Below are 24,825 nucleotides of genomic sequence, written 5' to 3' on the forward strand. Positions count from 1 at the left end.
AGATTTTAAACAATGTAGACATCAACAGCAGAATTTTGGCTATTTTTGTAAGACAAATTCGTTTAATAAAGAATTTAGTACTATGTCGGAAACAAAAAGCAAACTTTCTATCGCGGAAGTGCAAGGAATTTGTCTGAGAAATAACATTCCTTTTTACACGTATCGTCTACCCGGTTCCCAGGAGATGGTTTTCGGAGCACAGCTTTCAAACGATATCAATATATTCAATGGTTTCGATAAACACCAGAAAGGCAAAGGATTTATCATTGCACCTTTTAGCCGGGCCTCCTGGAGTTTTCCTTTTTTTATCAAAGAAGACCTCGCTTTTACCGATTACCTGTGCGACCAGGAAGCGATCATAAATCTCAAGAACACGGTATTCAATACTCCAGGGCGCCATTTTACCAAAAACGATTACGATCATCTTGAATACATCGATGAACTCCGGACTTTAATCGCGACTTTAAAAAGAGAATCCATGAAGAAGGTGGTCTTTTCACGAACAATTACCCTCCCTTGCGATTCACTCAAAATGGCTCCCATTCTTTTCGAGCAGATGAAACAATATCATCACGCTTTTCTCTTTTTCGTGGTCATTCCCGGCAAATGTGCCTGGATGGGAGCTACCCCGGAAACTTTTTTGAAATACGACAGGAACGGTTTCTTTACAATGTCTCTTGCCGGAACACAACCGGCCACAACACCTAAAGAAAAAATCGTGTGGAGTGAAAAGGATAGAATAGAACAACAGATCGTAACGGACTATATTACTCAGATTTTACAACCTATTTTTACTCGCAACTTAGAAATAACAGGACCGGAAACCGTACAAGCCGGAAACGTATACCACCTTTGTACCTTGTTTAAGAGCGACGAACAACTGCCTGCCGAAGAGATAGATCAATTGATTTCCCTATTGCATCCGACACCGGCGGTTTGCGGCATTCCTAAAAAGAGGGCCATGCAACTGATTTCAGAAATAGAAAAACAGGAACGGCGGTATTACGCAGGCTACTTAGGCCCCATACAACAAAACGGCGCCTTCAATCTTTTTGTAAACCTACGGAGCATGGAGCTTTTTAACGATGCATTAAAACTATACGTGGGCGGCGGAATTACTCCGGCCTCCGACCCGGAAAACGAATGGGAAGAAACTTGTACAAAAGCCGATACCCTGTTAAATTTAATACGACAGATCAATTATGGAAAAACTACATTCTGATATAGAGAGCGTACGTATACTCACGGAACTGTTGGTTCAAAAGGAGATTCACGATATCGTCCTCTCCCCGGGCTCCAGAAATGCCCCCCTACTGGTCTCCGTGGCCAAAGAAAAAAAGTTACGGCATTTCGTCATTCCCGATGAACGATCCGCCGCCTTTTTCGCTTTAGGCATAGCGCAACAAAGTCAACGAACAGTCGCCCTCATTTGCACATCCGGAACCGCACTCCTGAATTATGCTCCCGCGATAGCCGAAGCTTATTATCAAGGGATTCCCTTGCTTGTCATTTCGGCCGACCGTCCGCCGGAATGGATCGATCAGGACGATAGCCAAACCATCCGGCAAAACAACATCCTGACCCCTTTCGTCAAATACTCTTGCCAGTTACCGGTAAATATCGTTACGCCGGAAGACCGGTGGTATGCCAATCGTTTGATCAACGAGGCGATCAATGCCTCCCAGACAGCATATAAAGGTCCTGTACACGTAAACATACCCCTGCGGGAACCCCTGTACGGATTTCACTCACACGGGATATCGCCCCAGCGAATCATCCGGGTAAGTCCTACTCGAGCCGAACTGCTGCCGGATGAAAAAGCAAAATTACAAGGATTATTCTCCCGGTATAACAGAATTTTACTGATCGTAGGTTTTCATACACCCGACAAAATTATTACCCAACAAATAGAACAACTCATCCTGCAACATAAAGTTGTCGTCTTAACCGAAAATATAGCAAATAAAAACATCCCGCAGGCCATTCCGACCATCGACCGGGTTTTGGCCACGATCCAATACGAAGAGGAATCCCTCTTCGCTCCCGATTTATTGATTACTTTCGGAGGAGCCGTCGTTTCGCGAATGATCAAAACTTTTATTCGCCATCATCCGCCGCGGGAACACTGGCATATCGATTTAAGAGAAATTGCCCCGGATACTTATCAATCCCTGACTCTACCGATAAAAATGGAGGCCCGGGCTTTTTTTACTCAACTGACAAGCGGATTAGCGGAAAAACCGGAACCTTCGGATTATTTCCGGCTCTGGAAAGAAAAAGAGAACTTAGCGGAAAAACGGCATAATGAATACCTTAGCCGGATTCCATGGTGCGATTTGAAGGCTTTCTCGCTTCTTCTCCCCGCCTTGCCCGCGAATACGCGTTTACAATTGGGGAATAGCACCCCCGTAAGATATGCCCAACTTTTCCATTGTAACACGATAGCAAGAGCAGACGGAAACAGGGGGACAAGCGGAATCGACGGATGCTCCTCCACCGCTGTTGGGGCCTCCGTGACAACTCGCGATCCAACGATACTGATTACCGGAGACATCGGATTTCTATATGATTCGAACGCTTTATGGATAAAATACAAGTCTTCCAATTTAAAAATCGTTGTTATCCAAAACGGAGGAGGGGGCATCTTCAGATTTCTTCCCGGTCCCTCTGTATTGGATGAGGTAGAAGAGTTCTTTGAAACGCCGCATCAAGTCGATATCGTTCGATTAGGAGAGCTCCACGGATTTAAGGTATTTGAAGCAGACAACGAAATAACCCTGAAAGAATGCATCTCCTCTTTTTTTCAACCGGCAGAAAAACCTTATCTGTTAGTTGTAAAAACACCCCGGACTGTAAACGGCAATATATTGAAAGAATATTTTAAACACCTAAGTAAAAGAAACTGAATAATAATATGACAACAAGAAACTGGACTACAATTAAAGCATACGAAGATATCAAATTCGATTTCTTCGAAGGAATTGCAAAAATAACGATCGACCGGCAACAGGTTTACAATGCTTTCCGGCCGCAAACCAATGCGGAGATGCTGGATGCCATGGCCATATGCCGGGAGCGAAACGATATTTATGTCGTCATCCTCACGGGTGCCGGGGATAAAGCATTTTGTTCAGGAGGCGATCAAAACGTAAAGGGGAGTGGTGGATATATAGACGAAAACGGAGTTCCCCGGTTAAATGTTTTAGACCTGCACAAAGCCATCCGTTCCATTCCTAAGCCCGTCATCGCCATGGTAAACGGCTATGCTATCGGAGGCGGCCATGTCCTGCATGTCGTATGCGACTTAACGATCGCTTCCGAAAATGCCCGTTTCGGTCAAACCGGTCCTAAAGTAGGAAGTTTCGACGGGGGATTCGGTTCTTCCTATTTGGCAAGACATGTCGGCCAGAAAAAAGCAAGGGAAATTTGGTTCTTATGCCGACAGTACACGGCCAGGGAAGCAGAAGAGATGGGAATGGTGAATAAAGTGGTGCCCTTCGAACGACTGGAGGACGAAACGGTAGAGTGGTGCAAAACCATCATGCAACGGAGCCCTATGGCCGTTCGGATGATCAAACGGGCGCTTAATGCCGAATTGGACGGACAGCACGGTTTAATGGAATTCGCCGGAGATGCCACTTTGATGTATTATCTTATGGAGGAAGCCCAAGAGGGCAAAAACGCCTTTTTGGAAAAAAGAGATCCGGATTTTAAAAAGTTCCCTAAATTCCCCTGATTCTATGTTAAAGGCATCCTATATCCCTTATCGTCTCGTCTTTAAACAACCGGCGGGAACTTCCAGAGGAATCCTGACGACAAAAGAGAGCTGGTTTATAAAAGTATGGAACACCGAGCGCCCCGAGGTCTTCGGGATAGGGGAATGCGCACTATTCCGGGGGTTAAGTGCCGACGATCGGCCCGACTACGAAAAACAACTGGAACAGGTATGCCTAAACATAGACCGATTACCGTTGGAGACATTGAATGATTGGAGTTCGATCCGTTTCGGCGTAGAAACCGCTTTGGCTGATTTGGGAAACGGGGGTAAACGTTGGATTTACCCTACCCCTTTCCTTGAAAATAGCCGGCCGATAGAGATTAACGGCCTTATTTGGATGGGAGACCGGAAAACGATGGAAGAGCGTCTGGTTGAAAAATTGAACGCCGGATTCCATTGCATAAAATTAAAAATAGGAGCAATCGATTTTCAATCGGAACTGGAACTATTGAAACTGATCCGTTCCCGTTTTAACCGTCACGATATAGAGTTACGGGTAGACGCGAACGGAGCCTTTACTCCCGATGAAGCCTTATCAAAATTAGAACAATTAGCTCGTTACGATATCCACTCCATCGAACAACCCATTCGCCAAGGCCAATGGAAAGAGATGGCCCGGCTTTGTCGATTATCTCCCGTACCTATCGCCCTTGACGAGGAGTTAATCGGGATATCGGAAACAGAAAGAAAGAGAGAGTTGCTGATGACGATACAACCCCGGTACATCATATTAAAACCCGCCCTGACAGGAGGATTCTCCGGCGCGGAAGAGTGGATCGAAATAGCCGGTCGACTCCGTATCGGCTGGTGGGTTACTTCCGCCTTGGAATCGAACATAGGGCTAAACGCCATTGCCCAATGGACGGCAACACTACCTACCGCCATGCCCCAAGGGTTAGGAACCGGGCAATTATACATCAACAATATACCGTCTCCCTTAGAACAAAAAGGTTGTTTTATCAGTTATAATCCGACTAAAAAATGGGAATTGAATCCACTCTCTTTTTAATACCAACCGCATGAAACAAATTCGACTGAACGGCAAATCTTACACAAAACTTTCGGAAATCGATCCATCCGAAAATAAAGAAGTCGCTTCTTTTTTAAAAGAATGGTTCGACCCGAACGAATACGTTATTGGTCGTACATCCGGTTCAACAGGGAAGCCGAAAGAGATCCGACTTTTAAAAAAAGATATGCTGGCTTCCGCCCGGATCACCAATGCTTTTTTTGAAATAGGCCAGGAAACCAATATGCTGTTATGCCTCTCCCCCTCTTACATCGCCGGAAAGATGATGATCGTAAGAGCTTTGACGGCGCAGGCAAATTTATGGGTTACTCCTCCTTCTTCCTCCCCTTTATCCCATTTCTCCGGAGCAATCGATTTTGCCGCAATGGTTCCCATGCAAGTAGATACAACATTATCAACCCCGGAGACAGCCAAACGACTTAACCGGATCCGGCACGTCATTATCGGAGGGGCAGCTACCTCTCCTTTACTCCATAAAAAGCTGCAATATATTTCTTCCCATTGCTTCGGAACTTACGGAATGACGGAAACCGTCTCACACGTAGCTCTTCGTTATCTCAACGGTCCGCAGGCTTCCGATCCGTATTTTGCCATAGGCCAAGTCCGGTTTGCTACCGACGACAGGGATTGTTTGGTTATCCATACTCCGCATTTGCATACCGGAACATTCACAACCAACGATATCGTCCGGCTTATAGACGAGCGACACTTCGAATGGTTAGGGCGCCACGATAACGTTATCAATTCGGGGGGCATAAAGCTCTTCCCCGAAACATTGGAGCAAAAATTAGCCCCTTACATCGCTCAACGTTTTTTTATTACTTCCCAACCGGACGACTACTTGGGAGAAAAAGCCGTTTTAGTTATAGAAGACGCTCCTTGGGACAAGAAACGGTGTACAGCCCTGAAAAAACAAATAAAACAGTTACTTCCTCCCTACGAGGTACCTAAAAATATTCTATTCCAAAATCCGTTCCGGGAAACTTATTCCGGAAAAGTCATTCGAAAACTTTAAATCATGTCACGTACTTAACCCAAATAAAATCTTTCGTATATTTGGACCGATAAATTACGAACGAGATGGATTACAAAGAGGTCATCGAGAACATATACCAGGAAGTCAAACCCTTTTTCGGAAGAGGAAAAGTAGCTAACTATATTCCGGCTTTAGCCCATGTGGATCCGCACCAGTACGGTATTGCCATCGCTACTTTAGACGGTGAAATAATCGGTACCGGAGATTACCTCACCAAGTTTTCCATACAAAGCATATCCAAAGTTTTTACTCTGTCCATGGTTGTCCGTCACCTCGGAAGCGACTTATGGCAATACGTGGGACGAGAGCCCTCGGGTACTCCTTTTAACTCGTTAGTACAATTGGAACATGAGCAAGGTATTCCCAGAAATCCTTTTATCAACGCGGGAGCCCTTGTCGTTACCGATAAGTTAATGGACCTTTATCCGCGCCCAAAAGAAGCAATTTTACAATTTATTCGGGAGGTGGCAGGAAATGATGATATCTATTACGATAAAAACGTAGCCTCCTCCGAATTCGAACACGCCAGCAGAAACAAAGCTTTGGGGCATTTTATGAAAAGCTTCGGAAATATCCGGAATGACGTGGATTCACTGGTAGACGTTTACTGTCATCAATGCAGTATTGCCATGAATTGTGTCGATTTAGCCAAATCTTTTCTTTTTTTGGCAAATCACGGAACGAATCCTTATAATCAGGAAGAAATTCTTACCGTCAGTCGTTCCAAACGGCTTAGTGCTTTGATGCTGACCTGCGGATTTTACGACGAATCCGGAGATTTTGCATTCCGGGTAGGTATGCCCGGAAAAAGCGGTGTCGGAGGAGGAGTAGTAGCCATTATTCCCGGTAAACTCAGTATTGCCGTGTGGAGTCCCGAATTAAATCGCCATGGGAATTCATACATGGGCATAGAGACCTTGGAACGTTTTACCACCAATATTGGTATCTCTATTTTCTAACATTCCATTGGTTTCTCGTTTTTTTGTCATAATTTTGAAACACGGAGGCGTGTATTAAATCTCTTACCAAAATTATTTATCCGATGCTCCCTCCTTCTACTCGGGAAAAGAAGGAGTATATCCTCGTCTTATTACGTGATTTTATCACGGTACGTTAACATGCTGAAAAATAATAAATGTAGACCCCATGAAAAAATTAATTTTTCTACTCGTAATCGTATGCTTTTGCATAAGCTGCTTCATGGATGAAATCATTACAGGTCAGGAAACTCACGTTAGTTTTAGTACGACGCTTGCAGGTTCGCAGACGAAAGACGTAAACGCCGCGTTTTCCCGTTTACGCATTATCGCATTCGATGAAACCAATCATGTCGCACGCCTATTTTCCTATTCGGAAGAAGATCTCGACGGAACCGACCTATCGATCAACCTCCCGATAGGCAATTATGACATTGCTTTTATTGCCAACGGAACGGATGAAAACGAAGTTAGTGCCAAAATAGGTGACCCGAAAGAGAAGATACTGTTGAAACTTTTAAAAACAGGTGAAAACTACCGGGAATCTTCTGAATTTCTCTCGGTCATACAACGCGTGAATATTACCGAAAACTCACCTCCGGCCCCCATTGCCGTTCACCTCCAACGACGGGTCGGAAAAGTAATTGTCGATCTCAACGACATCGATCCGGATATCGATTCGATCAAAGTGGAACTGAAAGGGGTTCCATACACCTCTACCGTCGACGGAAGCAAACTCGGAACAGCCAATACTATCCTTAAAAAGTTAGCCCACGTGAAAGGTATGCGAACGTGTACGGCTGAACTCTTAACCTTTCCCGTTGCGGCCAATAAAGCGGAAATCGGAATTCTGTATACAAAAAATCAGGTCACCTACCGGGGTGTCATGCCCATGGCTCCTGCCATCCGAGCAAATCAGATCGTAAGAATATCCGGAAGATTCATCCCGACGACAAGACAAACTTTCAACTTTATTATTCAAGATTGGGACGAGAACGTCATCGATGCGGGTAGCCAATTCACGTTTGACGACAATAACCCCATTGTCGCCGACGACCGACCGATTACAGGCAATCCGACCGGCCCGAATCTCCTGACAAACGGAGATTTTGAAACCTGGGAAACGGCACCGGTAACCCCTATCGGTTGGCTGGTAACCGGAGGAGCTCATAACGTTGTTCATAAAAACACGGATGCGACTTTCTCTCTCTCGGGTAACTCCGCTCGACTGGAACATCAAACCTATATTTATCAAGATATTCCGGTCATGGAAGGAGAATGTTTTCTAATCAAATTAAACGTAAACTCGACAGCGGCCTCTTACGCTTGGAAAATAACCAGTACATGGCGTAAAGCATCAACCGCCCTATCCGGTTTCAACGAAAAACTTCAGACCCAAGAAACCAAAGCGACCGATGGCTGGATCGAACCTTTAGGAGCCAATAATAAATTCAGGGCTCCGATGGGAGCTAAATTCCTGAGAATAGAGATCAGAACCTACTCTCCGGGATCAAAAATACCAGACCCCGCAGAGGCTGTCTACGTGGATAATTTCGAAGTCCGTAAATTAGAATAACGATTTCATACGGGTCATCCCAATAAATTCTTTTTATTTCCTTTTTAGTTTTAAGTTTTACCATTAAATTTGCAACCCTAATTCAGAGATAGAATAATAATCAAATAGATACAACTATGGGAAGAGCGTTTGAATATCGTAAAGCACGTAAACTGAAGAGGTGGGGTAACATGGCCCGTACTTTTACTCGGATAGGTAAAGAAATTGATATCGCCGTGAAGGCCGGAGGACCCGACCCCGCAAACAATACACGCCTCCGTATCTTAATCCAAAACGCTAAGGCTGAAAACATGCCGAAAGAAAACGTGGAACGAGCCATCAAAAGAGCCGTTTCAAAGGATACCTCGGATTACAAAGAAGTGGTATACGAAGGTTATGCTCCTTACGGAATAGCAATTGTCGTTGAAGCCGCCACGGACAATAATACGCGTACGGTAGCCAATGTACGCCATGCTTTCACCAAATACGGCGGCTCTCTCGGAACCACCGGTTCTTTGGATTTTCTCTTCGACCGGAAATGCGTGTTCAAAATACATAAACCGGAAAATTTCGATATGGAAGGATTCGAGCTGGAAATGATCGATTACGGAGCTGACGAAATCTTCGAAGACGAGGACGGCATTATCGTAATTTACGGCCCGTTCGAGGCTTATGGAAACATCCAAAAATTCTTGGAAGACAACAAATACGACATCGTTAGCGGAGAATTCGAACGGATACCGTTAGATACGAAAGAATTGACGGAAGAACAACGTGCCGAAGTCGACAAAATCCTCGACAAACTGGACGAAGACGACGATGTCACCAATGTTTATCACAACATTAAAGAATAAATTTCTTGCAGATTAAAAAATATAGTTGCATATTTGCACCCGCAAATCAGTCAACACTGTAAGCAAAGGATGACTTCGTAGCTCAGCTGGTAGAGCAATTGACTCTTAATCAATGGGCCGTGGGTTCGAGTCCCACCGAGGTCACAGAAAATGAACCACTTACGAAAGTAGGTGGTTTTCTTTTTTTAGTAAAATTGGGGTGTTTTGAGGTAGATGTTTAAACCATGTTTAAACCAGAATTTAGACATGAATACTTCTGTTTCAGTAGTTTACTACACATCAAAAACATTAAAGAATGGGAATCACCCTTTAATGCTAAGAGTTACTCAAAATCGGAAACCTAAATATGTGAGTTTAGGCATTAATATTCATCCGAATTTTTGGGATACAAAAAAGAACAAGCCTAAAACTAATTGCCCCAATTATATGGCAATTCAAAGACTTATTACAGACAAAATTAAAGAATATACAGATAATATTGTTGATTTACAAATTGAAAAGAAGGACTTTACAAGCAAAAGCCTCATTGATAAAGTAAATAACCCAACAAAACGCAAAACAGTAGGAGAATTATTTCAAGAACAAATTCAACACTTATACAACGCAGATAGAATTAGTTATGCTTTATCGCATAAATTTGTTTATAAGAATCTATTAAAGTTCAACGGACATTTAGATATTTACTTCTCCGATATTGATGTACAATGGTTACAAAAATATGAAGATTGGCAAAGAAAGAATGGAAGTGCAGAAAACTCTATCGGTATCCGATTTCGTACTTTAAGAGCAGTATATAACATTGCTATCAAAAAAAAGTATGTCAAAGCCGATCTTTACCCATTTAAAGATTATAATGTTTCAAAACTACATGAAGACACTCCCAAACGGGCTATTGTGAAAGATAATGTAAAAAAGATCGTATCGACCTCCACAAATAATGCTTATAAAGAATTAGCCATTGATTTATTCACTTTCTCTTATTTCATGGGAGGTATCAACTTCACTGATATGGCAAGAATCAAGCATGATAATATCATTGATGGACGATTGGCATATAAGCGAAAGAAGACAAAGAAGCTGATACAATTACCGTTGCAACCCAAAGCTATGGAAATTATCAACAAATATAAATCACTTAGCAATCCTTACATTTTCCCTATTCTATCAACATTTCACAAAACGGAACAGCAGAAAATAAATAGGATTCATAAAGTTATTGGTAAGGTAAACAAGCATTTGAAAACATTAAGAGTTGAATTAGATTTAGATAAGAAGTTGACAACCTACGTTGCTAGACATTCATTCTCAACCACACTCAAAAGATCAGGTGTAAGTACATCACTCATTTGTGAAGCATTGGGGCATAGTTCTGAAAAGGTAACACAAATATATCTGGATAGCTTCGAGAATGACCAGATAGATGAAGCCATGAGTAATTTACTTTAGGTACATCTAAAATTAATAAATTTAGTAAAGTGAGTTTTAGCCAGAATGGTACATAACAATGTATCTTCTGGCTATTTATAATACAATTATGAATAATTCATGAAATTACTTATCTTTGAAGATAAATACGTTGTTAGTAAAATATTGAATCAAGAAAACTTTAAGTATATAAATTATGTTGTTAATAGAACAATCACTAATGGAGCCAGATGGAAAAATTAACATCACAGATTACCTGAATCTTTTTTTTGAAATTGAAGAATCTCAAACTTCTAATATTTTGAAAGCATTCTCTTATTATATTTCTACAAACAAGAATTATAAATATAATATTACCTATATTACAGATCAAATTGATTCATTTGTCAATACAATTAAGACATTAAAACAAAAAAAACAGTTGTATAGTGAGCTTAAAAAGGAACTGGTAACATGGTTCAAGACTTTTAAAGAAAAATATGAGTGTATTCTTATTATTGACTACTGCTTTTTATGTGAATTAAATACAGAGAATGACATACGGTTTATTTCGAATTTAGAATCTCTTCCTATGGAGATACTCTCCTTAAAAAATACTTGTATTCAATGTAATATTAAATTTCCCCAAGGATATAAAGAGGAATCTTTATATATATTGACCTATAAAAATTTTGTGGAATTAAAGGGAAATATAAACAATGATGTTTTAATGAAAATAAAATCAATTTTAAATTAATGCTATGATTGATATAAAAACGACTCAATTATATAAAAAAATAACAAGTAAAGAAAATATTTTCACAGCAATATATTCTGTTGAATCATATATTTTTGAAAGACAATTATTAGATGAGGAAGATATAACATTATTAAATGCACTTGTAGACAGATATAATGATAAAATTATTTGTGAAGTTATTGAAAGATGTGAAAAAAAACTTGAAGACATATTGTGTAACAAAGATTCTCTTTTTAATGTTTCAGTCTATTTTAAGTTCAAAAAAATTGATCGGAATGACCAAGGAGAATTTGTCGCAAAATCTCGTCCAATTCATTCGGCTGATTTGATAAGTCAAATTTGTATCGTTTGTATGCTAAATATACTGATGTTTGAAGATTCTCCTGAAAAAGGACGACAACTGTCCGAAATCAGTAATATGCTACCATCCTATTTTTATGGCAATATTCCCAGTACGGATATTGATAATCTTTTTATCCCTTGGATAAAAAAATATAAAGAATATACTCAGGATGTAATAGAAGGATTTCATAATTATAAAGAAAATAAACGATATAAATATGAAATAACTTTAGATATACAAAATTTTTTCCCGTCAATAAACCCTAATATTATTTATAAGTTAATTAAAAATTCATTTGCACATTTATATCCTGAAAGTGAACTAGATTGTTTAGATCAGGTTCTATTTAAACTCTTATATTTCAAATTAAGCATAGATCCTGAAGATTATTATGAGTATTATGGTAAAGTCGTAAACGAAGAAAAATATGACGAATTCATTGGAAATGCTGATTTCTATACATTAGGTATACCTCAAGGACTACCTCAATCTTATTTTTTTGGAAACTTATGCATGATTCAGGTAGATTCTTTTATAAAAAGAGAAATTGAAGGAGAATTTTTTTATTATGTTGATGATTCGACGATCTTTTCTAATACTGATTTTTCTAATCCTCAAACATTTAGAATATGTATAAATAATATAAATAAATATTTAGAGGAGTATTGTAAGAAAGATAAAGAAACACCGTATATAGCATGTCAAAAATTTAATAGTTATTTAAACTATCTCATTCGTATTCATGAAGAAGAAAAATCTACATGTGAAGATATTACAACAAAGGATGATGAGTGGGGAGGCATATTTTTTATAGCTAAACAAGCATCTGTTATATCTCACGATCTTTTTTCTAGTATTGACGATTCTGATGATTATACTTTGAAAGAAAAAGTTGAAGCCCTACTGAATGAAATTAATCAAGAAATAATTCGTTTGAAAAAGCATGAAAATGAATCTGCAACTAAATATAAGAATAGGATTAAATTATTAATACGCTATAAAAAGTTTTATTCTTTTAGATTATTGTTGCTAAAATTACATGAGAGTAAAGGAGATAATCTTTACGATGGTATGGATGACAATGAAGAAAAAGATTATAACACTCGTTATTGTGATATTCTAAAGAATGAAGATCCCAAAATACTTAATGAATGCAAGGAATTAGTAGAAGAAGATATTTTTTGGGCTGAATCTCTATTGATGATTAAAAATTTAAAGTCCAATAAAAAGAAACAGAAAGAACTAACAAATAACATAATTGCATTCGAAAGAAAATTGTTTGGAGAAAAACTTAAATCTTTGTATTACAAGAAATACATAAATGGATTAAAATTAGAATTATCTCTGATTAATGATGTGTATAAGAGTCTTTCTTCTAAAATAAAAATATATTTTCCTGATTATCGCAGTATCAACACATCTTATTTAAAAACTGAAATTGATAGTTATCTAAACAAGTATATTGTTTCAAGTAATGCACTTAATGCCGTAAACGAAATTTTAAATATAAAAGGTAGCTATAATAATTTTGTATTTAAATATTCAGTTTCGTATCAAAGAAGATTTTTAAATACTCTATTTTCACATTTATTTTCTGTCCCTATTTCTGATGAAGGGAATATCATAAAAATAAATGGTCAGAGTATTAGATATTTTGAATTGAGGATACTTGTACTGTTAAGAAATAGTAGATTTCATCTAGAAACTTTTAAGGAAAAAATACATCACATTATAACTGATATTGATAACAATGGTTATCAAAAAATAGACCTTACGTTATTAGATGTGTTACCTATTTTTAGAAAACATGTGGCAGAGCCTAAAGATATTGATCGTCTGATCCTACTTCACAAATATGTAAATAGTTTATGGAAAAATGGTTCGAAATTTTTGTATTTCTATACATTGCATAATGAAGAACATTCAGTAGAATTAATAAAGTTGGTAACTAAGTTAATGAGAGCAATAAACTTTCTAACTCTGAAACAATCTGATTACTTCATTTTATTTTCAGCATGCTATTTACATGACATATCGATGGTTATTTATCCTGATATATATCAATTTATACCAGATAAAAAGAAATCAGAGCAAATATATACAATATTTAAAGAACGCTTAAAGAAGATCGATAATTATCAGGATATTAAATATAGAGATGAGATAAAAAAATTTATAGTTGATAATTATCAAGATGTCAATAATTTTTTTGAAACAAAAATTAGAGAAGAACATGCAAAATTAAGTGCTAATTTTATTATAAAAAAAAATAAAGAAATAGATAGTATCTTAATTGGTCCTGAGAAAAAATATATTGCAGAAGTGTCTGAATCTCATGGTTATAATACTTATGATATATATGGCTTAAAATCAACAGCAAAAAGTGATATAATCAATTTAAAATATTTGATGATATTACTTCGTCTTGCAGATTTGATGGATATGGTAAAAGATAGAGTTAGTATCAATATACTAAAACAAAATATCAAGTATATGCCATCAGAATCTAAATTTCATTGGATTTCCCATCTAGTAACAGATAAATGTGAAATAAAATCTAATTATTATCATAACCCTAGCAATGTAAATAAATATTGTCAAAATGGATCTGTTGTTGAAGAGTTTATAGTTGAGTTGACTTTAAATATGAAAAGGCTTCAAAATGTAAATACCATAAATCGATGTTCTTATATGAGTTGTCAATTAGATAAAACGAATCAAAAACTTGAGATTGAAATTCATGAGGATAGTACTAAGCAAGAATTTGAAAATTGTTCTAATTGCTATTTCTTATGTAAATGGATGAGGGTAAAGAATCAGTATTTATTCGATGAATTATATGATTTACAACGCTATTTAAATAGGAATATAAATAATTTATTTAAATCCAAAATTAAAGTTGTTCTAAATTATGAAGATTTGAATTCAATTTCAGCAGAATACATTGATATAGTGAGAAATAGGATTTCATAAATCAATTTCACCTTATTGCACTATTGTGATTCATAAATTATTACTTTTTATTAAAAGGAATGCAGATATTATTAGATTTCAAATGTTCTTCCTAAAAAAATTGAAATGTAATACAAATTATTGATAATCCGATATTACTTTCTTATGTCAATAAGATACTTTAATTAATGTAATATGAATATTATATCAAATATTATCTATCCAGTTGCAACCTTACTACAAGTAGAACCATTTCTAGTAGAGTATTTCGCCTATAACAGAACTATGTTATATACAGAAATAGAAAAAATGTATCTAGCCACGTGGGGATTCATGGGTAAGGTAGAGGATAAATACATGATAGAAGTTCCTAACACGCTAGATGAACTGGCAACAAGTGATAACCCGTTTGATTGGCAACGTTACGCTCCCAGAGAGCAAAAGATGATAAAAGTGGTTGATACCTTGGCTTACATGACAGAAAACATAAAAGGAATCCTTTTTGAAGATGATGGATTGAAAAAGAAAATAGAGGAGTTGACTAGTAAATTGCCAGATAAAAACAGGGATGCCATATTTCACACTCTCTGGATGCTAGTCATTATCTACAAGAAGCATCAAGCGTTCAAACCTATCCTCGACCCTGAATTACTGGAAGAAACGTATAACATGGATACCTATTTCCAGCAAGTAAGACCTGAAATGTTACAACTCTACCTGTTCCTTGAAAGGGATAAAAGGAAGAAAGATAAATCAATCACTTTAAGTAATAATCAAGAAAAGATCACCATTAACAACGCCATGGAAAGCTGGTTCACCAATCTCCTAGATTCTTACCTTCATGTATACTTGGGAGTAAATTCTATTGAAGAAGCGGAAGAAGAATTAAAAGAAGTCTATTCACCGAAGAAAGGGCGTAAGGCAGATAACCCAGCACAGAATCTCGTGATGGTAGGGATATACCGTTTACTGGTAAACCGTTCTGGCATGGAGAGAAAAAGTGATATATATAAATTTATCCTCGATTACATGGAATTGATAGGACTGGTAAAGGATGAAGATAAACAAATCGACGAGAACTACATAAACTCTAAAATAGCTTATCTGGACAAGCATGGTTACAAACCAGAATGGATACCAGCCTCACAAGGTAATTATAGAACTTCCCCTAACAATCCTTCCAAACTTTATTTCTGGTAGTATTACCACTTACATGTCTGATTAATAGCCAGCTAAAGAATACCCCTTGAACTGGCTATATTTCTTTATAACTCACCCCCTTATTTTGCACCACCTTTGCTTCCGCAATCGAACGGGTAAAGAGAGTGATTAAAACAGACCTCGATTTGAAGTAAGGTTGCAACACGAAACGAGAGTTCTGACAGGTAATGATCTTCTAAAGAATGGGACTTCAAACGCTCCTTATTCTTTATGGATTTGCCAGTAACAGGGCAGTAGTTTTGTACCAGCAATCAAAGATGAACGGTGCGCACCTCGTTAGCGATTGAAATTAATATTACAAATTTTAAAAAGGCAACTTTTATGGTAACAAAAATCAGTATGAATGCGCCCTTGACGCAAAATGTAAAAAAAGATGATGTAGAAAGAGTAAAATCGGCTTACGAGAAGTTAAAAATGGCTGTAGTTGTGGCAAGTTTATTAACCCTTCGCTTCTACAACACCAGAAATGGCGTGAGGATGGCTATCGTTAGAAGTTATATTCCTAACACGAGAAGCTTTAGAGAGTTCAAACTTCCTCTGAATCAGGAGTTGTTTGATGCCCTAATCTCGATCTGGTTCGGGCAAGAGCCTAAAGAGATCACTAGCTTTGACATTGCTGGCTGGGAGGCAGAAACAGAAGAAAACCTTAGCTTCGAGGTATTCAAGTTACTGAACGAGGCAGGGGTGCGGATGATCGCCGAGGAGGACAAGGTGAAGGAGGGTGAGGTTGTTGGCGTACCCTTTAAAGTCAAGAACGGGGGCAAGTTCGTCATTGACTTGTACCTGCCCCTGAACGAGGAAGTTGAAAACTATTTAAAAGCTAATAATCTCAGGTAGCAAACTAAAGAGAGGGGTATGTTCCCCTCTCCTCTCTCGAACGATATTTATTTCATTAATTTAAAATACATAATCATGGTAGCATTAAAAAATTCCATTAATCTCCCGAGCTTGGGGCTGGATCAAAAGACTCCAGCGAGCAAGACTGGCAAAGTGTTTAATCAAGATAGTATCGACAAGCTGGATGCTATAAACTTCGATGGAGTAAAACCAGAATTAATGCCGACTACTATAAATGGTAAGCGGGCTTTCAAGGTTGCTGTCGAGAAGAACGGGTGCAAGTATTATTTTGATGTTTATGTCAATCAAGAAATAGTGGAGTACGTTTACCTGCTTGTAAACGCTCGTTTCCCCGACAAGCCAGAATTAACAGGCGAGGAGGATTACGATGCAGAGCTAGGAGAAGATTTCGGTTTTACCTTGTTCAAGTTGGAAGTGGAGAACAAGTCAAGGATCATTTTTAAAGAAGATTTCATCACTAGCAGGGGGGAACGTTGCATGAAAGCGGACATCTGGCACACGAGAGGTGTCATTAAATTCTGTATCAAGCGCACCCCAGAACTGGAACAATTTTTGATAGACAGGGGACTAGTTTTAACCCGTACCTTTAACAAGGAACAAGAATCCTAGAGGGAAATCACTTCCTTTTCCATTATAAAAAGATCAAGAGGGATGAATGTCCCTCTTCTTCTGTATCAGGCATCTAAAGAATCCCCTTCAAAACCCCGTTCATTCTTTATTACATACCTCTTGGAGTTCGCACACTTTTGTCATGTCAAACTAAAACAAGCGGTATGAAACTACATTTACCATCCATCCATTTAAAGGATAACACCTCGAATCATGAAACACTCAAATTCCTGATGTTATATGATCGCAGGCTGGAGATCACGTTTAACACGGATTACAGGGGACTGCCATTTGCCACCGTTGAAACGATTGGGGTGAAATGTTTTGCCTACTATTTAAATAATGACAGCCTGCAATGGTTGTTAGGTTACCTCCTACACGGAGAGATAGAGGATTTCGGTATTAACCCGTGTAAAGTAGACACACGTGATGACGTGGAATTACCTGTCTTCATGAGACTGGTACAAGCTAAAGTGAAGATGCAATACATCCCTCTATTAAGGGAGAACACGGGTAAAGTCAGGGCGTTAGCCTCGTGCGAGCGAGGAACTATATTTTTCAAGTTAAAGAGAACGCCAGAACTGTTACAATACCTGAAAGCCAACGATCAACCTGTAAATTTACTCGTGGGATGAAAGTCTATATGAACAAAGATCAACACCTGTCAGATGTGCTACCCGTCATTCCAGACAACACGATACTGGATAAAAAGATCACTGGTTGCGGGGCAACTTATGGCGAGATCAAGGCAGACCGCCACTCCATAATAATAGAGCCTAACGTTCCTGTGATAAAAGGCAAATATTCTAAGCCAGAGCATGGAGAAGATAACCTGCTTGGAGTTCATGAAGGAGTTTACAGGGAACAGGTTATCAATTACCTTCACCAGAGTATCAAGGAGAATAGGCGATTCAAGATTCTATCCACCCCAGAGAGTTTTCAAAAGGTCAAGGAAGCCTTTAGCGTTCTGGATATAGACATGAAGGAGGAATGTTTCCTGTTGTTTGACGAGTGTCACAAGGTGGTGAAGGACGTGGATTACAGGGAGGATATAACCCTGCCTTTCGATGACTTTTTCCAGTTTAAAAGTAAGGCTCTGGTATCCGCTACACCAGTAAAATTTAGTGACCCTAGATTCAACACGTTTAAAACCATGGAGGTTGTACCAGCTTACAACATCCAAAAGACTATCAACCTTTATCCCACCAATAATATTCTGGAAACATTAAAGGAAGTAATCCAGCGGGAAGGTAAGATATGTTTCTTTATAAACAGCACTGACATCATAGACTCTATAATGAACACCCTGCAAATAAAGGAAGAATCAACCGTCTTCTGTGCCCCTAAAAGCGTGGAGAGATTAAACGTTAAAGGATTCATGAACGCCCATGAGGACTGGAAAGAGGAAAGTATGAAGAAATACAATTTCTTTACCAGCAGGTTCTATTGCGCCCTCGATATAGAGATGCAAGAACGTCCCACGGTTGTAATGGTAACAGATTTGTACCATGCCACCCATACCATGCTCGACCCCAGAACAGACATCTGGCAAATAATCGGGAGATTCAGGAATGGAGTGGCAGACGTGTATCACGTCACCAACTTTAACCAGAACTTGCCAGTACAGTCTATTACCGATTTAAAAGAACAAATCTCTATCATGGAACAGGTACATGATTATCTCCAGCTACAATACGATCATGCCTCTAATAGGAATGCTAGAATAGTGTACATGGAAACCTTGAAGTCACATCCTTATAAAAAGTTTCTAGGCAGGAACGATCAAAAGGATTGGCAGTTAATAGATAATTATATTGATGAAGGTATAGTGACATCATTTTATAATAGCGTTGACAGACTACTGGATGGCTACAACCAGAATAATGATTACAAGATAAATTACATCAGGGGAGGTTACCACAAGGCAAGCGAGAAGCTGGAAAAGTTAGTTGTTGCCAGCAAGTCTAAAACCATCAAGGAAAAGAAGAAGGTTATGGTAGAACTGCTGGAATTAATCAAGGACATGGATTCCGAATCAAAGAGGCAATGGAAGGATCAGTTGTTTCAGACCGATCCATTTATAGTAGAAGCGTTTGAATTACTCGGCAAGGAAACGATAGAAGAACTAGGGTATTCCAATCAGAAAATAAAAGAGGCTATAATTCTGGCAAGATACAGGAAAAATACCACTAGCACGGCATTTATAGAATTGATAAAGAATACCTTTATAGCTGGTGGCAAGTACAAGCTAGATGAAATAAAGGAAACGATCATCTCTATATACCAGAAACTAGGTATAGCCCCTTTAAAAAGAGTAACCGCACGAACCCTTGACGAGTTCTTTGATACCGAGGAAATATGGATCGGGAAAGCCAGTAACAGGAAGAGAGCCTTATACATTGTTAAATCTAAAATATAGGATGCACATTTTTCAGGTAAAAATAGTTTTATAGCCCCTAGATAAAAAATGTGTATTATTATTTTCTTATCTTTGAACACACAAGTATATAGTGATATTTAAAACAGATTGTATGTGGTTCAAACAAGTTACATGTGATAATTGCTTCACCCCACTTGAAAATACAGGGCGGCATAATTGTTATATATTACTTCGAGTTAGGGGACACAAAGTAATAACTTCTGATACATCATTTAGAAGTTATCTGCCTTACCAACAGTTATATCCTTTCCCATTTGCGACATTTAATCAAACAAAGCCATATGGTAATATATACATGTACTCTGTTGCACAAGAGGATCTAACACTTAATGTTAAAACATGGTTCTGCGACAACGAATGTGCTTACGAATATGCCAAGCAAAAGAATTATTTAATGTTATATTATGACGAAACATTAAATTCTGTGCGTGCGATAACTCCACATTTAGCTCAAATAAACGCAGAATTAAATAACGCCCCTCTTAGGGGGCTAACATTTCCTTGGAATAGAGAATGGATTATTTCTCACAACAAATACAAAAACTTGGAGATGTACAATAAGCATGTTTCGTTTCCTAAATTGCCCATTAATTTCTTAAGCCTAGATTTATGTTCTCCCAATGACGCTAGTGCTTATCTAGATATGCTTAAAGATGATAGTTTTAGAAAATCATTTTGGGGAACAACCGAGGTACCAATAAGAACAGAAACACAGATAAAAGGACATATTGCTTCAATGAACGTGGCGTATGGACGTCGTTTAGGATTAGAATGGGTTATCAAGCACGATCTTTATGCCATTGGATTTATTCGAATGTATTGTACCAATCCTTCCGATCCATATAATTGGTATGTTGAATTTGGGATAAAAAAGGAATATCAAAATAGAGGATACATGGGGCATGTATTAAGTTGTGTATTGGATTGGGCTAGAGTGAATGGACTGGATAAAGTGTATGCGATTTGTGAAACGTCTAATACGCCTTGTCAAAAGTTACTGAAAGGTGTTCCTTATTCAACATCTTTTTCCACTATACATGCACACGATACATATGCAGGAGAACGAGATATGTTTAGATATGGGATATGTTTATGATTGCTAGTATGGCATTGTTGGATTTTAATTTATTGCTTTTTTAAGAACGAGTAGGTAGTATCCAGTCAGGTTTATTATAGAATAGATAGTTTGAGTCATTTCCTAACTCTATCTTTCTAGAATGTCTATGTTGAGTTTGTCTGTGAAAATTGTATATATTATCTTTGTACCATCTTAATAATCAAAGCATACCATTTGAAACAACTATATAAAAGATTCCTGTTACTCCTTGCAAGTCCACCTGTAAGGAGTAATTTTTGGTCTTCAAATGGCACTAAACTAGATACACCATACTAACTAATCAAACTATTAAATCATGTACACTTACGAGCGATTAAGGCGATTAGCCATACAATCTGGCGTCCCTGATAACAAGGTATCCATAGGATTCTGGATAAAGTTTAAAGGGCTGAAAAAGATTAAAAAACAGGTAGATAAAGTAAGGAAGATATACTACGTCCCAGATGAGAATACTAGAATCCAGATACTACCACCTTGTAAAGATTAATCTATAAAGCTACATGATATAACTGTATTTCATGTAACCAGAGATTCCAACTTGAAATAAAGAGATTATCCAACCATAAAGATCGATATTTAAAAATTAGGGATTTGACGGGGTATGCTTTTGGGGAATTGACAGGGTACATACTATTAACTAGTAAACTAATAACTAGTATTGGTGTTACAGGCTTGCCAGCCTATCCCACGAGATAAAAGCAGAACCAGAGAATCCATAGATCATTTTTAGATGGTTGTTTCAAACTGGAATTAATAATGGCGAATGAAGGAGAAAAGAAGGATTATAGAATCATAACGAGAGATATTGCAGGTAAACTGAACCTAGATGAAACTTATACATTTACATGGTTACTTTTTAAATCAGATTATGAAACAGGTGAATCCCATGTACAGAGGGAAACACTTCGTGAGGTTACTGGCATTAAAGATGTCGATACCATTTCCAAGTACACTGCCAAATTTGAAGCTTTAGGTTTCCTGCATAAAGAGTATAATTACAGGAATAATGAAGGACAGTTAACCACACCCGTTACATATCATGTAGACATTCCAAAAAGTAACTGGGTCAGGTTCAAGAAAGATTTATTACTGGAAGATATTCCTGATGAATTGAAAGCCTTCCTAGTGCTACTTAAATGTTTATGTATCAATAATACCAATATCACTTGCTATAACAAAACAGAAATATCTAGGCGATTAAACTTATCTCCAAAAACCGTAAAGAAATATATAGATTTGGCAATAAAGTATCATAAATTGGTGGAAGTTAATAATTTCTTCCTAATCACGGATAACAACATCATACTGGATACTCCACATTCTAAAAGTAATTTTGGACTGAGAACTTTTGATAAGTTAGCCAGAGAGAAGTATGACATTATATATAACTATTGTATAGAGAAGAATGTTATCCCACCTCCATACGATTTCAAGCTAATGGAAGTGTTATGTATTCACAGGTACGATCAACCAGAAGAGGAACTGGAAGCTGCCATTAAGAATAGAAATAAAAATGCCCAAAAGCATTATAACTATTATTCATTGAAATATAACCTACCTAAATTATGCCCTAACCTGCCACCTCAAATACATAGTTTACAATATTTCCTTACTTCATTGATAAATACTAAATGTTATAAAGAGAGGGCTTCTAGCCAAGAAAAAGAGGTGGAAAAAACAGTACTGTATTTCTAAGAAGCAACTTCATAATTTTACGTGAATAGAAAAACAGAATCCAGATATAAATATTTAATCTGAATCCTGCTTTCTTCTGTTTGTACTATATTATAAAAGGGCAAGCCTTTATCGTTAATTTTAACTATAATAACGTTTAGAATGTCTTTTACGCTTACTTGATGAAGTTGAAAAATATCTTCTTGCCAAGAAGTAAAACAGTACAGATATAGATATAACAGATTCAAAATTAATATCTATATCAATATGTGGATTTATAGAAAAATATATATTAATCGCTGTATTATAAATTTCTGTTTGCTTTTGCTCTACAATATCACGATTATTAAACAACAACCTGCAAATATTCGTAATATCATTCAAATTCTTATCAGATAATTCTTGACAGGGACCTTGGCTTGAAATAAAATAATTACTTATACAAATTTTAGCTAGTTCTTCTCTGTCTTTTGTTGTAGTTCGTAGCACTGGCTCCCATTCTATTATTATTTGTTTTAAATAATAGTCATCAATACGATTCATAAATAATTGGTTTGCGATGTCCAGTATCACGGGATCATAACAATTTATATTGTTACCACCCTCTATTTTCTCTGCCTTAAATGTTGTTTCTTCTACAAACATTTGCTCTAAATTAAATGATATAATCATATAACTTGAAATTTAATTACATTACAAATATAAGAAATTTAATATAATTTCTATTCAATCTATATTACTACCTTACACCCCAGAAGAATATCACAACCATATATATACCTACCCTCTATAAAACACCCCCTCCCTTTAATTTCAGGTTGGCATTATATATAATAGAGTATTCCACGCTAGAGTAGTGTACCATTTACATCCCCCACCCATCTCTGGAAAAAAATCAATTAATTAAAAGCAAACTATCATGTTAAAAAAAGATTTTGAAGTGAACAAGGTTATGATGCCCAAATGTTTTTCAGACATTAGTAAATCTAAACTGGCTGGCAAACTGGTCACGTTACCAGCACCTCCAAAAGTGGGTGATATTCTAAAAGTTATTGGATTCAAGGGTGAAGACCCAACAAGTATTTCCCTCTCCTGCATGAAAGGGGATGAAAGGGTAGATATTAGAATCCGTAACATGGTGAAAGGTTCCAAGCAAACAGGGATAACACCCGATGATGTCCCGTGTGACCCTGTTATAGAGGAACAGTATAAAGACAGGCTACAATACATTTACCCTCTGGCAGTAAATACCAGTTACGAGGATTTGTTTTCTATCCTAGACGGGCAAACTATTATTTGCTGTGGTAGCATGGAAACGCCTGCCAGTTACAACGGGAACGAGTACACGCTAACGGTATGGAAATTCGCCATACTGTTTGATGAAGAGTAGAGAGTAATCTCTACTTTTTTTGTAAAAGCATTATTCTACTAAAATAATCCTTTAGTGGAGAAGGAACAGGGACAGGGAGCGCAGTGGATAGGGGGAAGATATTGTTATACCAAAGTGAAGAGAACATTGACTTTCTAAACAGGCAGTATAAACAAGAATCTTTCCTCTCCATTGCCAAACCTGATAAACTTACAACTCTCTAAATTTCATTACCATTAACGTATTCAAATTAAAAATCAAGTAAAACAATATCATGAATGAAGAATTAATGAAAGTACCAGTAGTAGAACTGGTGTACAGGAATAATATTAAACCTTCTAAAAGGTATAAAATAGTAACCGCTAAAGACGTTCACGAGTTACTGGTTTCCCCGTTTAAAGATACCATAGAGCACCATATCTCAACTAGAGTTATCCTGTTAAATGGGAGGAATCAAGTGTTGGGAATATCTACTGTAAGTGAAGGTGCGTTATCTTACAACATCACTGATATTAGATTTATAGTACAACTGGCGGCACTCTCTAATTGTAAGAGTTTAATAGTTTGTATAAATCAACCTTCTGGTGATATAAAGCCAACTAAACAGGATGATGAACTGGTACAACAGGTAAAGATTGCACTTTCATACATAGATGTAGAGTTACTGGATTACGTTCTCTATTATGAAGAGGGGTATTACAGTTATTCAGCTAACGGTAAGATATGAAAATTTAGGTTGGTGAATTTTTGTCTGGATTGGTATATATAGCCAATAAAAGCAATAATCCTCACCACCAATAGAACGTAAACAATAAATATATTTCCATTGTTATTTTTTAACTGGCATA

General features: G+C 37.5%; 21 protein-coding genes and 1 tRNA gene. 21 read left to right on the forward strand and 1 reads right to left on the reverse strand.

All coding sequences use genetic code 11. The features are described 5' to 3' along the window. Positions 1 to 82 precede the first annotated feature (82 nt). The 19 genes from BN3283_RS12335 (at position 83) to BN3283_RS12430 (ending at position 22,629) form a co-directional block, all read left to right on the forward strand. Positions 83 to 1,222, forward strand: a complete 1,140-nt coding sequence (locus BN3283_RS12335) for an isochorismate synthase (RefSeq protein WP_059026795.1) — start codon at positions 83 to 85, stop codon at positions 1,220 to 1,222. Continuing rightward, positions 1,203 to 2,906: a 2-succinyl-5-enolpyruvyl-6-hydroxy-3-cyclohexene-1-carboxylic-acid synthase gene (gene menD, locus BN3283_RS12340; RefSeq protein ID WP_059026796.1), complete on the forward strand. Its 1,704-nt coding sequence runs from the start codon at positions 1,203 to 1,205 to the stop codon at positions 2,904 to 2,906. Before BN3283_RS12335 ends, menD begins: the two co-directional genes overlap by 20 nt. 8 nt (positions 2,907 to 2,914) lie before the next feature. Beyond that, positions 2,915 to 3,736, forward strand: a complete 822-nt coding sequence (gene menB / locus BN3283_RS12345; RefSeq protein WP_041503173.1) for a 1,4-dihydroxy-2-naphthoyl-CoA synthase — start codon at positions 2,915 to 2,917, stop codon at positions 3,734 to 3,736. A 4-nt stretch (positions 3,737 to 3,740) separates the two neighbouring features. After that, entirely contained in the window at positions 3,741 to 4,787 is a 1,047-nt protein-coding gene (locus BN3283_RS12350; protein ID WP_059026797.1) for an o-succinylbenzoate synthase, read from the forward strand. A 10-nt stretch (positions 4,788 to 4,797) separates the two neighbouring features. Further along, positions 4,798 to 5,823, forward strand: a complete 1,026-nt coding sequence (locus BN3283_RS12355; protein WP_059026798.1) for an AMP-binding protein — start codon at positions 4,798 to 4,800, stop codon at positions 5,821 to 5,823. Between the two features lie 65 nt (positions 5,824 to 5,888). Continuing rightward, a complete protein-coding gene (locus BN3283_RS12360) occupies positions 5,889 to 6,803 on the forward strand; it encodes a glutaminase (RefSeq protein WP_041503176.1) in 915 nt (304 codons plus the stop codon). A gap of 187 nt (positions 6,804 to 6,990) precedes the next feature. After that, on the forward strand, positions 6,991 to 8,397 hold the full coding sequence (locus BN3283_RS12365; RefSeq protein WP_082667107.1) for a FimB/Mfa2 family fimbrial subunit: 1,407 nt from the start codon (positions 6,991 to 6,993) through the stop codon (positions 8,395 to 8,397). Positions 8,398 to 8,513: 116 nt separating this feature from the next. Further along, a complete protein-coding gene (locus tag BN3283_RS12370; protein ID WP_041503178.1) occupies positions 8,514 to 9,230 on the forward strand; it encodes a YebC/PmpR family DNA-binding transcriptional regulator in 717 nt (238 codons plus the stop codon). A 71-nt stretch (positions 9,231 to 9,301) separates the two neighbouring features. Further along, positions 9,302 to 9,374: transfer RNA gene (locus tag BN3283_RS12375), tRNA-Lys, on the forward strand. Between the two features lie 102 nt (positions 9,375 to 9,476). Next, positions 9,477 to 10,676 carry a site-specific integrase gene (locus BN3283_RS12380; RefSeq protein WP_059026800.1) on the forward strand — a complete coding sequence of 400 codons (1,200 nt, stop codon included), beginning with the start codon at positions 9,477 to 9,479 and terminating at the stop codon, positions 10,674 to 10,676. A 175-nt stretch (positions 10,677 to 10,851) separates the two neighbouring features. After that, positions 10,852 to 11,391 carry a hypothetical protein gene (locus BN3283_RS12385; protein WP_147625601.1) on the forward strand — a complete coding sequence of 180 codons (540 nt, stop codon included), beginning with the start codon at positions 10,852 to 10,854 and terminating at the stop codon, positions 11,389 to 11,391. Positions 11,392 to 11,395: 4 nt separating this feature from the next. Beyond that, positions 11,396 to 14,710, forward strand: a complete 3,315-nt coding sequence (locus BN3283_RS12390) for an HD domain-containing protein (protein WP_059026802.1) — start codon at positions 11,396 to 11,398, stop codon at positions 14,708 to 14,710. 288 nt (positions 14,711 to 14,998) lie between these two features. After that, complete coding sequence (locus BN3283_RS12395; RefSeq protein ID WP_147625603.1) at positions 14,999 to 15,889, forward strand: hypothetical protein; 891 nt, start codon at positions 14,999 to 15,001, stop codon at positions 15,887 to 15,889. A gap of 285 nt (positions 15,890 to 16,174) precedes the next feature. After that, entirely contained in the window at positions 16,175 to 16,747 is a 573-nt protein-coding gene (locus BN3283_RS12400) for a hypothetical protein (protein ID WP_147625605.1), read from the forward strand. Between the two features lie 75 nt (positions 16,748 to 16,822). After that, positions 16,823 to 17,377, forward strand: coding sequence for a hypothetical protein (locus BN3283_RS12405; RefSeq protein WP_059026805.1), 555 nt, complete (start codon positions 16,823 to 16,825; stop codon positions 17,375 to 17,377). 164 nt (positions 17,378 to 17,541) lie between these two features. Then, the gene (locus tag BN3283_RS12410) at positions 17,542 to 18,012 is read left to right on the forward strand and encodes a hypothetical protein (protein WP_059026806.1); all 471 of its coding nucleotides are present in this window, start codon (positions 17,542 to 17,544) and stop codon (positions 18,010 to 18,012) included. Further along, complete coding sequence (locus BN3283_RS12415) at positions 18,009 to 19,796, forward strand: hypothetical protein (protein ID WP_059026807.1); 1,788 nt, start codon at positions 18,009 to 18,011, stop codon at positions 19,794 to 19,796. The genes BN3283_RS12410 and BN3283_RS12415 overlap by 4 nt, the downstream gene beginning before the upstream one ends. A gap of 112 nt (positions 19,797 to 19,908) precedes the next feature. Next, the gene (locus BN3283_RS12420; protein WP_059026808.1) at positions 19,909 to 20,913 is read left to right on the forward strand and encodes a GNAT family N-acetyltransferase; all 1,005 of its coding nucleotides are present in this window, start codon (positions 19,909 to 19,911) and stop codon (positions 20,911 to 20,913) included. 777 nt (positions 20,914 to 21,690) lie between these two features. After that, positions 21,691 to 22,629 carry a response regulator transcription factor gene (locus tag BN3283_RS12430; RefSeq protein WP_059026810.1) on the forward strand — a complete coding sequence of 313 codons (939 nt, stop codon included), beginning with the start codon at positions 21,691 to 21,693 and terminating at the stop codon, positions 22,627 to 22,629. Positions 22,630 to 22,749: 120 nt separating this feature from the next. On the opposite strand, the gene BN3283_RS12435 is transcribed toward BN3283_RS12430, so the two are convergent. Beyond that, positions 22,750 to 23,280 (reverse strand): hypothetical protein, encoded by a 531-nt coding sequence (locus tag BN3283_RS12435; protein WP_059026811.1) that lies wholly within the window; start codon positions 23,278 to 23,280, stop codon positions 22,750 to 22,752. 247 nt (positions 23,281 to 23,527) lie between these two features. On the opposite strand from BN3283_RS12435, the gene BN3283_RS12440 reads away from it, so the two are divergent. Next, complete coding sequence (locus BN3283_RS12440; protein WP_059026812.1) at positions 23,528 to 23,998, forward strand: hypothetical protein; 471 nt, start codon at positions 23,528 to 23,530, stop codon at positions 23,996 to 23,998. 253 nt (positions 23,999 to 24,251) lie between these two features. Beyond that, a complete protein-coding gene (locus tag BN3283_RS12445; RefSeq protein ID WP_059026813.1) occupies positions 24,252 to 24,704 on the forward strand; it encodes a JAB domain-containing protein in 453 nt (150 codons plus the stop codon). Positions 24,705 to 24,825 lie beyond the last annotated feature (121 nt).

This window comes from Gabonibacter massiliensis (genome assembly GCA_001487125.1).
GTDB lineage: Bacteria > Bacteroidota > Bacteroidia > Bacteroidales > Marinifilaceae > Gabonibacter > Gabonibacter massiliensis.

What these genes read in the sequence shown, in the direction of transcription:
- BN3283_RS12335 (WP_059026795.1), top strand. Translation starts at nt 83, where the DNA reads ATGTCGGAAACAAAAAGCAAACTTTCTATCGCGGAAGTGCAAGGAATT.
- menD (WP_059026796.1), top strand. Translation starts at nt 1,203, where the DNA reads ATGGAAAAACTACATTCTGATATAGAGAGCGTACGTATACTCACGGAA.
- menB (WP_041503173.1), top strand. Translation starts at nt 2,915, where the DNA reads ATGACAACAAGAAACTGGACTACAATTAAAGCATACGAAGATATCAAA.
- BN3283_RS12350 (WP_059026797.1), top strand. Translation starts at nt 3,741, where the DNA reads ATGTTAAAGGCATCCTATATCCCTTATCGTCTCGTCTTTAAACAACCG.
- BN3283_RS12355 (WP_059026798.1), top strand. Translation starts at nt 4,798, where the DNA reads ATGAAACAAATTCGACTGAACGGCAAATCTTACACAAAACTTTCGGAA.
- BN3283_RS12360 (WP_041503176.1), top strand. Translation starts at nt 5,889, where the DNA reads ATGGATTACAAAGAGGTCATCGAGAACATATACCAGGAAGTCAAACCC.
- BN3283_RS12365 (WP_082667107.1), top strand. Translation starts at nt 6,991, where the DNA reads ATGAAAAAATTAATTTTTCTACTCGTAATCGTATGCTTTTGCATAAGC.
- BN3283_RS12370 (WP_041503178.1), top strand. Translation starts at nt 8,514, where the DNA reads ATGGGAAGAGCGTTTGAATATCGTAAAGCACGTAAACTGAAGAGGTGG.
- BN3283_RS12380 (WP_059026800.1), top strand. Translation starts at nt 9,477, where the DNA reads ATGAATACTTCTGTTTCAGTAGTTTACTACACATCAAAAACATTAAAG.
- BN3283_RS12385 (WP_147625601.1), top strand. Translation starts at nt 10,852, where the DNA reads ATGTTGTTAATAGAACAATCACTAATGGAGCCAGATGGAAAAATTAAC.
- BN3283_RS12390 (WP_059026802.1), top strand. Translation starts at nt 11,396, where the DNA reads ATGATTGATATAAAAACGACTCAATTATATAAAAAAATAACAAGTAAA.
- BN3283_RS12395 (WP_147625603.1), top strand. Translation starts at nt 14,999, where the DNA reads ATGTATCTAGCCACGTGGGGATTCATGGGTAAGGTAGAGGATAAATAC.
- BN3283_RS12405 (WP_059026805.1), top strand. Translation starts at nt 16,823, where the DNA reads ATGGTAGCATTAAAAAATTCCATTAATCTCCCGAGCTTGGGGCTGGAT.
- BN3283_RS12410 (WP_059026806.1), top strand. Translation starts at nt 17,542, where the DNA reads ATGAAACTACATTTACCATCCATCCATTTAAAGGATAACACCTCGAAT.
- BN3283_RS12415 (WP_059026807.1), top strand. Translation starts at nt 18,009, where the DNA reads ATGAAAGTCTATATGAACAAAGATCAACACCTGTCAGATGTGCTACCC.
- BN3283_RS12420 (WP_059026808.1), top strand. Translation starts at nt 19,909, where the DNA reads ATGTGGTTCAAACAAGTTACATGTGATAATTGCTTCACCCCACTTGAA.
- BN3283_RS12430 (WP_059026810.1), top strand. Translation starts at nt 21,691, where the DNA reads ATGGCGAATGAAGGAGAAAAGAAGGATTATAGAATCATAACGAGAGAT.
- BN3283_RS12435 (WP_059026811.1), bottom strand. Translation starts at nt 23,280, where the DNA reads ATGATTATATCATTTAATTTAGAGCAAATGTTTGTAGAAGAAACAACA.
- BN3283_RS12440 (WP_059026812.1), top strand. Translation starts at nt 23,528, where the DNA reads ATGTTAAAAAAAGATTTTGAAGTGAACAAGGTTATGATGCCCAAATGT.
- BN3283_RS12445 (WP_059026813.1), top strand. Translation starts at nt 24,252, where the DNA reads ATGAATGAAGAATTAATGAAAGTACCAGTAGTAGAACTGGTGTACAGG.